The organism is Streptomyces sp. CBMA291, from assembly GCF_014596525.1.
Lineage (GTDB): Bacteria > Actinomycetota > Actinomycetes > Streptomycetales > Streptomycetaceae > Streptomyces.
Genome location: NZ_MSJP01000066.1, coordinates 1 through 13,514, shown reverse-complemented (window position 1 = coordinate 13,514; position 13,514 = coordinate 1). Strand labels below are relative to the sequence as shown.

The window sequence follows — 13,514 nt, the reverse complement described above, 5'->3', positions numbered from 1 at the left end:
CGGTTACTCGACAGGGAGTCAGTGCGAATCAGCACAGAGTCACCGCCAGTTGCGACGTGACACCGGCGCCCGCGAGCGCTGCCGCCGTCGGCCGTGGCACGGACAGGACGACCAGGGCCCCGCCGTTCGGCCCAGTCTCACCCGGGTGGGGGACTTCGGCCACTTGGGCGCCTCGGGCGACCACCCGGGTCTCCGCCCCGCCTCCGCCGAGCGCCGAGACGGGCGCGGCGATCACGTCGACCCGGTCGCCGGGGTGCAGTAGCCGTACGGTCGCGGCGTCGGCGATCCGTACGGGGACGGAGACCGGCCGGGCGGCGGAGTGCGGCCGGGCAGGGCCGGACGCGGTGACCGCCGGGGCGCCGCCACCGGGCGTGGCCCCGCCCCGGGCCCCGTCCCCGCCCCCGTTTCCGGTGAAGGCGAGCATGGCGGCGGTCAGGGCGAGCAGGGTCGCCGGCAGGTGGCGGGCTCTGCGCAGTGCTCCGCGCAGCCGGTGCCGGGGTCCTCGTACGCGGAGGGGTTCGAAGGCGGGGACCACGCAGGGCTCGGGGACGGGGGAGAGCGGAGGGGCCTCGGGCGCCGGGTCTTCGGGCCGGTGTCGGGTGGGGTCGTGTCCAGGTGTCATCAGGGGTGCCGCCGTCCTGGTCGGGGTGGGTTCGGCTCCCACTGTCCCGGCCGGAGCGGTGTCCCGCTCGGACCTGTGGACCAACCCCGTACCTGTGGAAAACTCCGTCACTCTCAGGAGGGGTTTACGGCCCTCGGAGCCCGGAACGACGTACCTGCCCGCGACGCTCTCGGCCCCCGCAGCCCGCCCGCGACCCCCTCGGCCCGCCCGCGAGCCCACCATTCCCGCGGCCCAAGTCCGTCCCCGCCATGCCCAAGCCCCCGCCCACACCGAGGCTCCGTCCACACCCAAGCCCCGTCCACACCCAAGCCCCTGCCCCCGCCCACACCGAGGCTCCGTCCACACCCAAGCCCCGTCCACACCCAAGCCCCTGCCCCCGCCCACGCCGAAGGCCCCGCCATGGAGCAGCCAGGGCGGGGCCTTCGGTGGAACGTGTACGGGTGCGTGCGGCCGTCAGGCGGCGGAAGTGGAGCTTCCGGTGCTCGACGACGAAGAAGACGCCGAGGACGAGGACGACGAAGACGCGGACGTCGACGCGGCGGGCTTCGCGTCCGAGGAGGACGGGGCGGACGACGTCGACGAGGTCGAGGACTTCGACGAGGCCGGCGAGCTGCTGGACGACGAGCCTCGGCTGTCGTTCCGGTAGAAGCCGGATCCCTTGAAGACGATGCCGACGGCCGAGAACACCTTCTTCAGGCGGCCCTTGCACTGGGGGCACTCGGTCAGCGCGTCATCGGTGAACTTCTGCACCGCCTCGAGGCCCTCGCCGCACTCGGTGCACTGGTACTGGTAGGTCGGCACTTGTCTTCCTCCTGGCACTCACACTCATCGAGTGCTAACGACGTTCCATAGTGACGTATTCCGCGGGATCAGTCCACCGCCACCGGCACGCGGTGACCGACGCCACGCGCCGAGGCCGGGTCCGTCTCGCGGGGCCTGAGCCGGGACCGCAGGGCGAGGAGGGTGACCAGGGCGAGCACGGTGGCCGCCATGGGGACCAGGAATCCGGTGCTCGCGCCCTGGGCGTCGGCGAGCCGTCCGGCGATGGTGACGGCCGCCGCCTGACCGAGCGCGACGGCGCCGGTGAGCCAGGTGAAGGCCTCGGTGCGGGCGGACGCCGGGATCAGGGTCTCGACGATGGTGTAACCGGCGATCAGGGCGGGGGCGACGAAGAGGCCCACGACGAGACCGAGGGCGCCGAGGACCGGCGCGGAGTGCGCCGTCCACAGCAGGGAGGCGGCGAGGGCGAGGCCCGTGTAGCCCACGAGGAGCCTGCTGCGGGGGCCCGACCTCCAGGCGACGGCGCCCATGGCGATGCCCGACAGCATGTTGCCTGCGGCGAAGACCCCGTAGAGGAGGCCGTTGGCGCCCGGGTTGCCGATCTCCTCGGAGAAGGCGGTGACGGAGACCTGCATACCGCCGAAGACGGCGCCGATGCCGAGGAAGGCGACGACCAGGACACGGACGCCGGGCACGGCGAGCGCCGAGCGGTGGGGGCCCGCTGCGGTGGCGGCGGGGGCGCCGAAGGGAGGCTGGGTGGCGCGCTGGGCGGCGAAGAAGAGCCCGCCGAGCAGGGTGAGCCCGGCTTCGGCGACGAGACCGGCGGCCGGGTGGATGCCGGTGCACAGGGCGGTGGCGAGGACGGGCCCGACGACGAAGGTGAACTCGTCGGTGACGGATTCGAACGCGGCGGCCGTCGGCATCAGCGGGGTGCCGTCGAGCTTGGCCGCCCAGCGGGCCCGGATCATCGGCCCCACCTGCGGTACGGAGGCTCCGGCGGGCACGGCGGCGAGGAACAGCGCCCACAGCGGGGCGTCGCCGAGCGCGAGGACCACGAGCAGGGACACGGACGCGGTGTGGACGAGCACGCCGGGGATCACGACGGCGCGCTGCCCGAAGCGGTCGGCGAGCTTGCCGCTCTGCGGGGCGAACAGGGCCATCGAGACGCCGGTGACGGCGGCGACCGCGCCCGCGCTGCCGAAGGAGCCGGTGGTGTGCTGGACGAGCAGGACGATGCCGATGGTCAGCATCGCGAAGGGCTGCCGGGCGGCGAAGCCGGGTATCAGGAAGGACAGCGCGCCGGGAGTGCGCAACAGCTGCCCGTAGCCGGGCCGCTTGCCCGTGTCGACCGTGGACGCCACGGCCTTGCCTTTCTGCCGCCTGGTAGCGCGTCCCGTGCACGGTGGTGCGGGTGTCGCCGAGAGCTGTCCTCATGCGCGGAACTGCGGTAGATACCGGGCCCGCCCCGCCGGGAAGGGGGGCGTCGCGGCCGCCATACGGTCGCGCCAGCTCTGCGTCAGGCAGAGTTGGTTCGATCAAGTGCGCCCCCATGCTACAGGGAGGGGCGTTCCCCCGTCTGGGAGAACGCCCCTGAGAAGACCCGGACCGGGCCGGACCCGCCCCGTCCGCCGGGATCAGCCGGACCCCGATCCCGTCCCTGATCCCGTCCCTGACCCTGCCCCTGATCCGGACCCTGATCCGGACCCTGATCCGGACCCTGATCCGGACCCTGATCCGGACCCTGATCCGGACCCTGATCCGGACCTCGAACCTGACCTCGAACCTGACCTGGGCGTGGATCCCGCCGTAGATCCCGACCCGGACCCCGACTCCAAACCTGGCCGCGACCCGGACCCGGACCCCGACCCGGAACCGGAACCGGACCCGGAACCGGACCCCGATCCTGCCCCCGCCCGTCGTCCCGCGCGTTCTCCCACGCGGGCGAAGCGCAGGGCCGTGCCCGTGGGGAGTGAGGCGGCGGTGGCGCCGCCGGTGCCGAGCCAGCCGGCGAGTTTGCCGCCCTGGCCGACCGCGCGCAGCCGGCGCTCGGCGGCGTCCCGCACCGGATCGGTCGCGATGACGAGGAGTTCGTCGCCGTGCCGCAGGACGGTGTCGGGGCCGGGGACGAAACTGGTGTCGTCGCGTACGACGAGGGTGACGGCGGCTCCGGCCGGCAGGCGCAGCTCGGCGACCTCGACGCCGTGCATCCGGGAGTGCTCCGGGACGGCGACGGAGAGGAGGTGGCCGCGGAGGCGTTCCAGGGGCGCGGATTCCACGCCGAGGTCGGCGGCTTCGCCGGAGGAGCTGAGCTTGAGGGCCTTGGCGAGCCAGGGCAGCGTCGGGCCCTGGACGAGGGTGTAGACGACGACGAGGACGAAGACGATGTTGAAGATCCGTTCGCTGCCCTCGACTCCGGCCACCATCGGGATGGTGGCCAGGATGATGGGGACGGCGCCGCGGAGACCCGCCCAGGACAGGAGGGCCTGTTCCTGCCAGGGGATACGGAAGGGCAGCAGGCTGACCAGGACTTCCATGGGCCGGGCGATCACCGTCAGGACCAGGCCGATGACGACGGCGGGCCAGAAGTCGTGGAGCAGCTCGTGCGGGGTGACGAGCAGGCCGAGCAGGACGAACATGCCGATCTGGGCGATCCAGCCGAGGCCCTCGGCGAAGCCCCGGTTGGCGGGGGCGTGCGGGAGCTTGGCGTTGCCGAGGACCATCGAGGCCAGGTAGACGGCGAGGAAGCCGGAGCCGTGGGCCATGGCACCGGCGGCGTACGCGGTGACGGCGATGGCCATGACGGCGATCGGGTAGAGCCCGGAGGCGGGCAGGGCGACGTGGCGGAGCCCGTAGGCGCCGAGGAAGCCGACGGTGAGGCCGATGGCGACGCCGATGGCGAGTTCCAGGGCTATCGTCCCGACGAGGACGTACCAGTGGTCGACCGGTCCCGTGGTGGAGAAGGCGACGACGAGGATCACGACGGGGGCGTCGTTGAAGCCGGACTCGGCTTCGAGGACACCGGTGACGCGTGAGGGCAGTGGCACCTTGCGGAGGACGGAGAAGACGGCGGCGGCGTCGGTGGAGGAGACGACGGCGCCGATGATGAGGGCCTGCTGCCAGTCGAGACCGACGAGGTAGTGGGCGGCGGAGGCCGTGATGCCCACGCTCACCGCGACGCCGACGGTGGAGAGGACGACCGCCGCGCCGAGCGCCGGCTTGATCTCTTTCCACTTCGTGCCGAGACCGCCTTCGGCGAGGATCACGACGAGGGCGGCGTATCCGATGACCTGGGTCAGCTCGGCGTTGTCGAAGGCGACGTTGCCGATGCCGTCCTGCCCCATGGCGATGCCGATGCCGAGGTAGATCAGCAGGCTGGGGAGCCCGCTGCGGGACGAGATCCGTACGGCCGCGACCGCGATCAGAAGCACGAGCGAGCTGATGAGCAGGAGTTCGTTGAGCTGGTGGACAGTCAGTGGCCGTTCCTTCCCCTCAGGCGCTGCCGGATCGTTCCTCCAGCCGCCGGTACTTCGTTACCTTACCTAATCTTTAACGCGTTCTTGACGCGTTCTTTGTGACTGTCGGCTCATCCGTCCGGTCGTCCGGCGCTCGTCCGTCCGCTGCTCCGGCCGCTCGTCACCCCGGGGATCGGGGTTCTCTTCGCGACACCGAGTCCAGCGCGTCCGGACGCTGCGCCTAAGGTTGCTCCCGTACTCCAGGACCACCCCGCGCCTCGAAGGACAGCGATGCCCTCCAACACGACCGCGCCCCCCGTCAAGAAGAAAGGGCGGCGTGCCCGCCTGATCCTCCTCGTCCTGGTCCTCGCCCTGGTCGCGGGCGCGGGATACGGCGGGTACTGGGGCGTGAGCACCGTCCGGGCCTCGTTCCCGCAGACCACGGGCGAGATCCGGCTCGACGGGCTCTCCGGCGAGGCCGAGGTCAAGCGGGACGCGAACGGCGTCCCGCAGATCTACGCGGACACCGAGACGGACCTGTTCCGCGCGCAGGGCTACGTCCAGGCGCAGGACCGGTTCTACGAGATGGACGTCCGGCGGCACGTGACGGCGGGCCGCCTCTCCGAGATGTTCGGCGAGGACCAGGTGGAGACGGACTCCTTCCTGCGGACGCTCGGCTGGCGCCGGGTCGCGCAGCAGGAGTACGACAAGGTTCTGTCGGCGGAGACGAAGAAGTACCTCCAGGCCTACGCGGAGGGCGTCAACGCCTATCTGAAGGACCGGGCCCCGAAGGACGTCTCCGTCGAGTACGCGGCCCTCGCCCTCGCCAACGACTACACGATCGAGCCGTGGACGCCGGTGGACTCGGTCTCCTGGCTGAAGGCGATGGCCTGGGACCTGCGCGGCAACATGCAGGACGAGATCGACCGCTCGCTGATGACGAGCCGGCTGAGCGCGAGCCAGATCAAGCAGCTCTACCCGGAGTACCCGTACAAGCTGCACCAGCCGATCGTCTCCGGCGGCGGGGTCGACGAGGAGAGCGGGAAGTTCGACCCGAAGGCCGAGGGCGGCAGCGGGAACGGGACCGGGACCGACGGCACCGGCGACGGCACCGACGGGACCGGGAACGGCACCGGCGGCAATGGCAATGGCAATGGCAACGGCGACGGCACCGGCGGTCCGCAGGCGCAGCTCAGCGGCCTCTCCGACGTCCTCGACACGATCCCGGCGCTGCTGGGCCCGAACGGCAACGGCATCGGCTCGAATTCCTGGGTCGTCGCCGGGAAGTACACGACCTCGGGCAAGCCGCTGCTCGCGAACGACCCGCACCTGGCGCCGCAGCTGCCGTCCCTCTGGTACCAGATGGGTCTGCACTGCCGCTCGGTCTCGGCGACCTGCCGCTACGACGTCGCCGGGTACACCTTCTCCGGCATGCCCGGTGTGATCATCGGGCACAACGACCGGATCGCCTGGGGTCTCACCAACCTCGGCGCCGATGTCACCGACCTCTACCTGGAGCGGATCGGCCCCGACGGCTACGTCGTCGACGGCAGGACCAAGCCCTTCACGGTCCGCGAGGAGGTCATCAAGGTCGCCGGCGGAAACGACCGGAAGATCACCGTCCGCTCCACCGAACACGGCCCCCTCGTCTCCGACCGCTCCACCGAGCTGGAGAAGGTCGGCCAGAAGGCCCCCGTCGGCAACGCCGCCCCCGACCGGGGCACCGGCTACGGCGTCTCCCTCCAGTGGACCGCCCTCCAGCCCGGCAAGTCGATGGACGCGATCTTCGCCCTCGACCGCGCCAAGGACTTCGACCAGTTCCGGGCCGCCGCCAGGAACTTCGAGGTCCCCTCGCAGAACCTGATCTACGCCGACACCGAGGGCCACATCGGCTACCAGTCGCCCGGCAGGATTCCGCAGCGCGGCAAGGGCGACGGCACCCTCCCCGCGCCCGGCTGGGACTCCTCGTACCGCTGGAAGGGCTACATCCCCTTCGAGAAGCTGCCCTACGAGTACGACCCCGAGCGCGGCTACATCGTCACCGCCAACCAGGCGGTCGTCGACGAGAAGAGCTACCCCGACCTCCTCACCAAGGACTGGGGCTACGGCTCGCGCAGCCAGCGGATCAACGACCTCATCGAGTCGAAGACCAAGGACGGCGGAAAGATCTCGCCGGACGACATGCGGACCATGCAGACCGACAACCGCAGCGAGATCGCGACCCTGCTGAACCCGCTCCTGCTGAAGATCGACGTCTCCGACCCGTACGTCCGCGAGGCGCAGAAGCTCCTCGAAGGCTGGGACTACACGCAGGAGCCCGACTCGGCCGCCGCCGCCTACTTCAACGCGGTCTGGCGCAACGTCCTCAAGCTCGCCTTCGGCAACAAGCTGCCCAAGGAGCTGCGCGCCGAGGGCGACTGCCTCAACGTGCGCCCCGCCGACGCCACCGGACCGGTCGACGAGCAGAACAAGCTCGTCCGCGAGTGCGGCCAGCGCGACCCCGACTCGGCGCAGCCCGACGGCGGCGACCGCTGGTACGAGGTGGTCCGCCCGCTCCTCAAGCAGGAGAAGAGCGAGTGGTGGACCACCCCCGGCAACCGTCTGGACGCCGCCACCGAGACCCGTGACCAGCTGCTCGCCCGCGCCATGAAGGACGCGCGCTGGGAGCTGACCGCCAAGCTCGGCAAGGACGTCTCCAGCTGGAGCTGGGGCCGGCTGCACCAGCTGAACCTGGAGAACCAGACCCTCGGCACCGGTGGCCCCGGCGTCGTGAAGCGCCTGCTCAACCGGGGCCCGTGGAACCTGGGCGGCGGCGAGGCGGCCGTCGACGCCACCGGCTGGAACGCGGCCGGCGGCTACGAGGTCATCTGGGTGCCGTCGATGCGGATGGTCGTCAACGTCGGCGACTGGGACAAGTCCCGGTGGATCAACCTCACCGGCGCATCGGGCCACGCCTTCAGCTCCCACTACACCGACCAGACGGACGCCTGGGCGAAGGGCGAGCTGTACGACTGGTCCTTCGGCGAGGCGGCGGTCGACGCCTCGACCAAGGACACGCTGCTCCTCAAGCCGTAGCGGCGCCGCGGAACCGGGTGACCCCCTCGGGGGTCACCACCGCGTGCACGGGGTGGTCGTGCGGTTCCTCCGGGACCCGGGCGACCACCTCTTCCGCGTACAGGAGCACCACCAGGGCCGGATCCACGCGCGCGCGTGCCAGCCGGGCGAGGACCCGGTCGTACGAGCCGCCGCCCCGCCCGAGCCGCATCCCGCGCCCGTCGACCGCGAGCCCCGGGAGGAGCACCGCGTCGGCGGCGCACACGGCTTCGGGGCCGAGCCGGGGTCCGGTGGGCTCAAGCAGCCCACGGCCGGCCTTGGCCAGCGCCCCGGGTCCCTCGTACGCCGCCCAGTCGAGATCGTTGTCGGGGAGCAGGACGGGCAGCAGGACCCGGATCCCGCGCGCGTGGAGCGCGTCGAGCAGCGCGCGCGTACCCGGTTCGCGGCCGACCGACACATAGGCGGCGACCGTGGACGCCCCGGAGAGTTCCGGCAGTTCGACCCCCCTGCGGGCGAGGGATTCGGCGGTGCGTGCGAGGGACTCGGCGTCCCGTGCGGCGCGGGAGGCCAGAAGTCGACTGCGGAGCATGGCTTTTCCGGGCATCTGGGGTGTCATGACGGTTCCTCTCACGTTTTCGAAACTCTCGTAACTGTCTTTATGTGGAGGAAGTTAATCGGAGCCACATCTTTCTCTCATTACGAACGACTAAGGTGCACCGCATGAATCTGTCGCTCCCCAGGCTCGGCCGGATCAGCAAGGCTGTCATCCCGGCCGCCGGCCTCGGCACCCGCTTCCTTCCGGCGACCAAGGCGACGCCGAAGGAGATGCTGCCGGTCGTCGACAAGCCGGCCATCCAGTACGTCGTGGAAGAGGCCGTGGCCGCGGGTCTCTCCGACGTACTGATGATCACGGGACGGAACAAACGTCCCCTTGAAGACCATTTCGACCGCAATTACGAGCTGGAGGAGGCCCTGACCCGCAAGGGCGACGGGGACCGCCTCTCCAAGGTGCAGGAATCCAGCGACCTCGCCACCATGCACTACGTGCGCCAGGGCGCCCCGCGCGGTCTCGGGCACGCCGTCCTGTGCGCCGCCCCGCACGTCGGCGACCAGCCGTTCGCGGTCCTCCTCGGCGACGACCTGATCGATCCGCGCGACCCGCTGCTCTCGCGGATGGTGGAGATCCAGGAGCGGGAGGGCGGCAGCGTCATCGCCCTCATGGAGGTCGAGCCCTCGCAGATCCATCTCTACGGCTGCGCGGCCGTGGAGGGGACCGCCGACCCCGACGTGGTCCTGGTGACCGATCTGGTGGAGAAGCCGGAACCGGGCGAGGCGCCCAGCAATTACGCGGTGATCGGCCGGTACGTACTGGATCCGGCCGTTTTCGGGACGCTGCGGGAGACCGAGCCGGGGCGTGGCGGGGAGATCCAGCTGACCGACGCGCTCCAGAAGCTGGCCTCCGACGAGAAGATCGGCGGCCCGGTGCACGGGGTGGTGTTCAAGGGACGCCGTTATGACACCGGTGACCGCGGGGACTATCTGCGTGCCATTGTCAGACTCGCGTGCGAACGTGAAGATCTGGGACCGGACTTCCGGACCTGGCTCCGGAGATACGTCAGCGAGGAGATGTAGCGCCTTGAGCAGCAGTACGGCACCGTCGCCGCCCCACGACGAGCACGACGGCAGCGGTGGGCACGAGGGCCCCGGCGGCGATGACGCCGGGGTGCGCGGCGGGCCCGTGGACGGGCTCTGGTCGGTGGACGCGCATCTGGCGGACATCCTCGCGACCGTCGGCCCGCTCGAACCCATCGAGCTCCAGCTCCTCGACGCCCAGGGCTGCGTCCTCGTCGAGGACGTGACGGTGCCGGTCGCGCTGCCGCCCTTCGACAACAGCTCCATGGACGGATACGCGGTCCGGGTCGCCGACGTCTCCGGCGCCACCGAGGAGTTCCCCGCCGTCCTCACCGTCGTCGGGGACGTCGCGGCGGGCGCCGCCGGGCTCCCCGAGGTCGGCCCCGGGCAGGCCGCCCGGATCATGACCGGCGCCCCGCTGCCGCCCGGCGCCGAGGCCGTCGTCCCCGTCGAGTGGACCGACGGCGGTACGGGCACGGGCCCCGCCACCGAGATGAGCCTCGGCGGCGGGGGTGCGAGCGGCGAGGTCCGGGTGCACCGCCCGGCAGGGGCCCGCGCCCATGTCCGCGCGCGCGGCAGCGACGTCAAGGCGGGGGAGCTTGCCCTCGCGGCGGGCACCGTCCTCGGGCCGCCGCAGATCGGGCTGCTCGCCGCGATCGGGCGCGGCACCGTCCGGGTGCGGCCCCGCCCCCGGGTGGTCGTCGTCTCCACGGGCAGCGAGCTGGTCCAGCCGGGCGAGGCCCTGGGCCCCGGCCAGATCCACGACTCCAACAGCTTCGCGCTCGCCGCCGCCGCGCGGGACGCGGGCGCCCTGGCCTACCGGGTGGGGGCCGTCGCCGACGACGCCGAGTCGCTGCGCGCCACCGTCGAGGACCAGCTGATCCGGGCCGATCTGATCGTCACCACGGGCGGGGTGAGCGTCGGCGCGTACGACGTGGTGAAGGAGGCGCTGAGCGCCGACGGGCAGGTCGACTTCCGCCGCCTCGCCATGCAGCCGGGCAAGCCGCAGGGCTTCGGCGCGATCGGCGAGGAGCAGATCCCGCTGCTGGCCCTGCCGGGGAACCCGGTCTCCTCGTACGTCTCCTTCGAGCTGTTCGTCCGGCCCGCGATCCGGACCCTGATGGGCCTGGCGGAGCCGAACCGGCCCCGGACGCGGGCGCGGCTCGTCGCCGACGGGCCGCTGTCCTCGCCGCAGGGGCGGCGGCAGTTCCTCCGGGGGAGGTACGACCCGGGGGCGGGCACCGTCACCCCGGTGGGCGGCGCGGGCTCCCATCTGATCGCGGCCCTCGCGCACGCGGACTGCCTGCTCGTGGTCCCGGAGGAGACGCGGAGCGTGGAACCGGGCGCGGACCTGGAGGTGGTCCTCCTCGGCTGAGGGGGCGGGGGTGGGGGTACGGTGTCGTCCCACACAGCGACCGGGAGTGTCACGGCCATGAGCACGCAGCAAGGTCTCACCCACATCGACGAGGCGGGCGCCGCCCGCATGGTCGACGTATCGGCGAAGGACGTCACGGCCCGCACCGCGCGCGCCAGTGGGCGGGTCCTCGTCTCGCCGCGCGTGGTCGAGCTGCTGCGCGGCGAGGGCGTCCCCAAGGGTGACGCGCTCGCGACCGCCCGGATCGCCGGGATCATGGGCGCCAAGAAGACCCCGGACCTCATCCCCCTCTGCCACCCGCTGGCCCTCTCGGGCGTCACGCTCGACCTGGCGGTCACCGACGAGGCGGTGGAGATCCTGGCGACGGTCCGGACGGCGGACCGCACGGGCGTGGAGATGGAGGCCCTGACGGCGGTCTCGGTGGCGGCGCTGACCGTCGTCGACATGGTGAAGGCGGTCGACAAGGGCGCGGTCATCTCCGACGTACGGGTCGAGGAGAAGACCGGCGGCAAGTCCGGCCACTGGACGCGGGGCGAGGCGTGACCCGCCAGTTCCCGGCGGCGGCGGGCGGCGGCCCCGCCCCGTACACCGCGCTCGTCGTCACCGCCTCCAACCGGGCGGCGGCCGGGGTCTACGAGGACAAGGGCGGTCCGCTGACCGCCGAGGGCCTGACCGGCCTGGGCTTCGCGGTGGACGGCCCCCGGGTCGTCCCGGACGGGGCGCCGGTCGAGGAGGCGCTGCGGGAGGGCGTGGCCGGGGGGTACGACGTGATCGTCACCACCGGCGGCACGGGCGTCTCGCCCACCGACCGGACGCCCGAGGCGACCGCCCGGGTCCTGGACCGGGAGATCCCGGGCATCCCGGAGGCGATCCGCGCGTACGGCCGGGAGAAGGTGCCGACGGCGGCGCTCTCGCGGGGGCTCGCCGGGGTCGCGGGCGGCACCCTGATCGTGAACCTGCCGGGGTCCTCCGGCGGGGTGCGGGACGGGCTCGCGGTCCTGGCGCCGCTGCTGCGGCACGCCGTCGACCAGATCCGCGGCGGCGACCACCCGAGAGCGTCGTGATCCCGTCCTGGCCGGTCGTCCTCGTCGACGGCGAGGTGCTGCTGCGTCCGATAAGGATGCGGGACCACGCCGCCTGGCGCGAGGTGAACCGGCGCAACCGCGAGTGGCTGCGGCCCTGGGAGGCGACGGTCCCACCGCCGCATCCGGGCGGGCCGGTCGTCCAGCGGCCGACGTACCGTCAGATGGTCCGCCATCTGCGGTCGGAGGCGAACGCGGGCCGGATGCTGCCGTTCGTCATCGAGTACCGGGGGCGGCTCGTCGGTCAGTTGACGGTCGCCGGGATCACCTGGGGCTCCATGTGCTCGGGGCACGTGGGGTACTGGGTGGACAGCGAGGTCGCCGGGCGCGGGGTGATGCCGACGGCGGTCGCGCTCGCCGTCGACCACTGTTTCCGCACGGTGGGGCTGCACCGTCTTGAGGTGTGCATCCGCCCGGAGAACGGACCCTCCCGGCGGGTGGTGGAGAAGCTGGGCTTCCGCGAGGAGGGGCTGCGGCCCCGCTATCTGCACATCGACGGCGCCTGGCGGGACCATCTGGTCTTCGCGCTGACGGCGGAGGAGGTCCCGGAAGGGCTGCTCAGACGGTGGCGCCAGGCAAGAATGAAATAAATGTTCGAATTCAATCGGTAGTTGGCAGACAATCGATCTGAAAAATCACAAAAAAATTCAGTGATATCAGCTAGATCGTGCGACACACCGGCTCAATTGGCCGATGCCCCCCTGTGAACCCCTCTACCGTGTGAGGCGTGAGCAGCAGCGGCCTCATCTACGCAGTCATCGTCGGGGCCTGGGCCGCCTACCTGGTGCCGATGTGGCTCCGCAGGCAGGACGAGCTGAACGAAGCCCGTCCCACGGAACGTTTCAGTACCGCCATCCGGCTGCTTTCCGGCCGGGCGGGCATGGAACGTCGCTACGCCAAGGAGCTGAAGCAGCGGGACCGTACGGCGGAGGGTCCGACGCCCGACGTGGACCCGGACGTGGCGACCGAGCCCCTCGGCTCGGCCGACGTCCGGGCCTTCTCCGCGCCCGCGGCCAGAACGGAAGCGCGCCTGGAACTCCCCGAACCGGGACCGGAGCCCAGAGCGGCGGCGGGCACGGGACCGGGCGCGGGCTCGGGACCCGGATCGGGCATGGGACCCGGCGCGGGACCGGCGACCGAGCCCGGCCCTGGACCGGAGCCCGGCACCGGCCCGGAACCGGCGCACCAGCTCGTCCCTGGCGCTACGGGCACGCCGGGCGCTCCGGGTATCCCGGGCGCCCCGGGCCGCCCGGCCCCCGGCGCCGCCGAGCGCGCCCGCCGGGGCAAGGTCCTCGCCCGTCGGCGCCGCACCACCACGCTCCTCTTCGGCGCCTTCACCCTCGGCGCGGTCGTCGCGGCCGTCGGCGGAGTCCCCTTCCTCTGGGCCCCGGCCGTCCCCGCCCTGCTCCTCAGCGCGTACATCGTGCACCTGCGGATCCAGGAACGGCGCCGCTTCGTGTACGTCATGGACCGGCGGCGCGCCGAGGCCGCCGCCGCCCGGCTGCGCGAGAGCAGGC

12 protein-coding genes are annotated in these 13,514 nt (G+C 72.1%); 7 read left to right on the top strand and 5 right to left on the bottom strand.

The genetic code is table 11. The features are described 5' to 3' along the window. Positions 1 to 28: 28 nt before the first annotated feature. From BU197_RS16750 to BU197_RS16735, 4 genes are all read right to left on the bottom strand, one after another. The gene (locus BU197_RS16750) at positions 29 to 622 is read right to left on the bottom strand and encodes a hypothetical protein (protein ID WP_188269108.1); all 594 of its coding nucleotides are present in this window, start codon (positions 620 to 622) and stop codon (positions 29 to 31) included. A 453-nt stretch (positions 623 to 1,075) separates the two neighbouring features. After that, positions 1,076 to 1,423 carry an FmdB family zinc ribbon protein gene (locus tag BU197_RS16745; protein WP_188269107.1) on the bottom strand — a complete coding sequence of 116 codons (348 nt, stop codon included), beginning with the start codon at positions 1,421 to 1,423 and terminating at the stop codon, positions 1,076 to 1,078. A gap of 68 nt (positions 1,424 to 1,491) precedes the next feature. After that, positions 1,492 to 2,763 carry an MFS transporter gene (locus tag BU197_RS16740; protein ID WP_188269106.1) on the bottom strand — a complete coding sequence of 424 codons (1,272 nt, stop codon included), beginning with the start codon at positions 2,761 to 2,763 and terminating at the stop codon, positions 1,492 to 1,494. A gap of 273 nt (positions 2,764 to 3,036) precedes the next feature. Then, positions 3,037 to 4,842, bottom strand: coding sequence for a potassium/proton antiporter (locus BU197_RS16735; RefSeq protein WP_411158497.1), 1,806 nt, complete (start codon positions 4,840 to 4,842; stop codon positions 3,037 to 3,039). 303 nt (positions 4,843 to 5,145) lie between these two features. On the opposite strand from BU197_RS16735, the gene BU197_RS16730 reads away from it, so the two are divergent. After that, on the top strand, positions 5,146 to 7,929 hold the full coding sequence (locus BU197_RS16730; protein WP_188269105.1) for a penicillin acylase family protein: 2,784 nt from the start codon (positions 5,146 to 5,148) through the stop codon (positions 7,927 to 7,929). On the opposite strand, the gene BU197_RS16725 is transcribed toward BU197_RS16730, so the two are convergent. Continuing rightward, the gene (locus BU197_RS16725; RefSeq protein WP_188269104.1) at positions 7,919 to 8,524 is read right to left on the bottom strand and encodes a 5-formyltetrahydrofolate cyclo-ligase; all 606 of its coding nucleotides are present in this window, start codon (positions 8,522 to 8,524) and stop codon (positions 7,919 to 7,921) included. The genes BU197_RS16730 and BU197_RS16725 overlap by 11 nt on opposite strands. A gap of 104 nt (positions 8,525 to 8,628) precedes the next feature. Here BU197_RS16725 and galU point away from each other — a divergent pair, with 104 nt between their 5' ends. The 6 genes from galU to glpR all read left to right on the top strand — a co-directional run. Next, positions 8,629 to 9,540: a UTP--glucose-1-phosphate uridylyltransferase GalU gene (galU, locus tag BU197_RS16720; protein ID WP_188269103.1), complete on the top strand. Its 912-nt coding sequence runs from the start codon at positions 8,629 to 8,631 to the stop codon at positions 9,538 to 9,540. A gap of 4 nt (positions 9,541 to 9,544) precedes the next feature. After that, complete coding sequence (glp, locus tag BU197_RS16715) at positions 9,545 to 10,915, top strand: gephyrin-like molybdotransferase Glp (protein ID WP_188269102.1); 1,371 nt, start codon at positions 9,545 to 9,547, stop codon at positions 10,913 to 10,915. A gap of 57 nt (positions 10,916 to 10,972) precedes the next feature. Further along, positions 10,973 to 11,458 (top strand): cyclic pyranopterin monophosphate synthase MoaC, encoded by a 486-nt coding sequence (moaC, locus tag BU197_RS16710; RefSeq protein ID WP_188269101.1) that lies wholly within the window; start codon positions 10,973 to 10,975, stop codon positions 11,456 to 11,458. Then, the gene (locus BU197_RS16705; RefSeq protein ID WP_188269100.1) at positions 11,455 to 11,979 is read left to right on the top strand and encodes a molybdenum cofactor biosynthesis protein B; all 525 of its coding nucleotides are present in this window, start codon (positions 11,455 to 11,457) and stop codon (positions 11,977 to 11,979) included. The genes moaC and BU197_RS16705 overlap by 4 nt, the downstream gene beginning before the upstream one ends. Then, positions 11,976 to 12,587, top strand: a complete 612-nt coding sequence (locus BU197_RS16700; protein WP_188269099.1) for a GNAT family N-acetyltransferase — start codon at positions 11,976 to 11,978, stop codon at positions 12,585 to 12,587. The genes BU197_RS16705 and BU197_RS16700 overlap by 4 nt, the downstream gene beginning before the upstream one ends. A gap of 137 nt (positions 12,588 to 12,724) precedes the next feature. Beyond that, positions 12,725 to 13,514, top strand: a 790-nt coding sequence (gene glpR, locus BU197_RS30510; RefSeq protein ID WP_411158496.1) for a gephyrin-like molybdotransferase receptor GlpR, incomplete at its 3' end; no start/stop codon positions are given.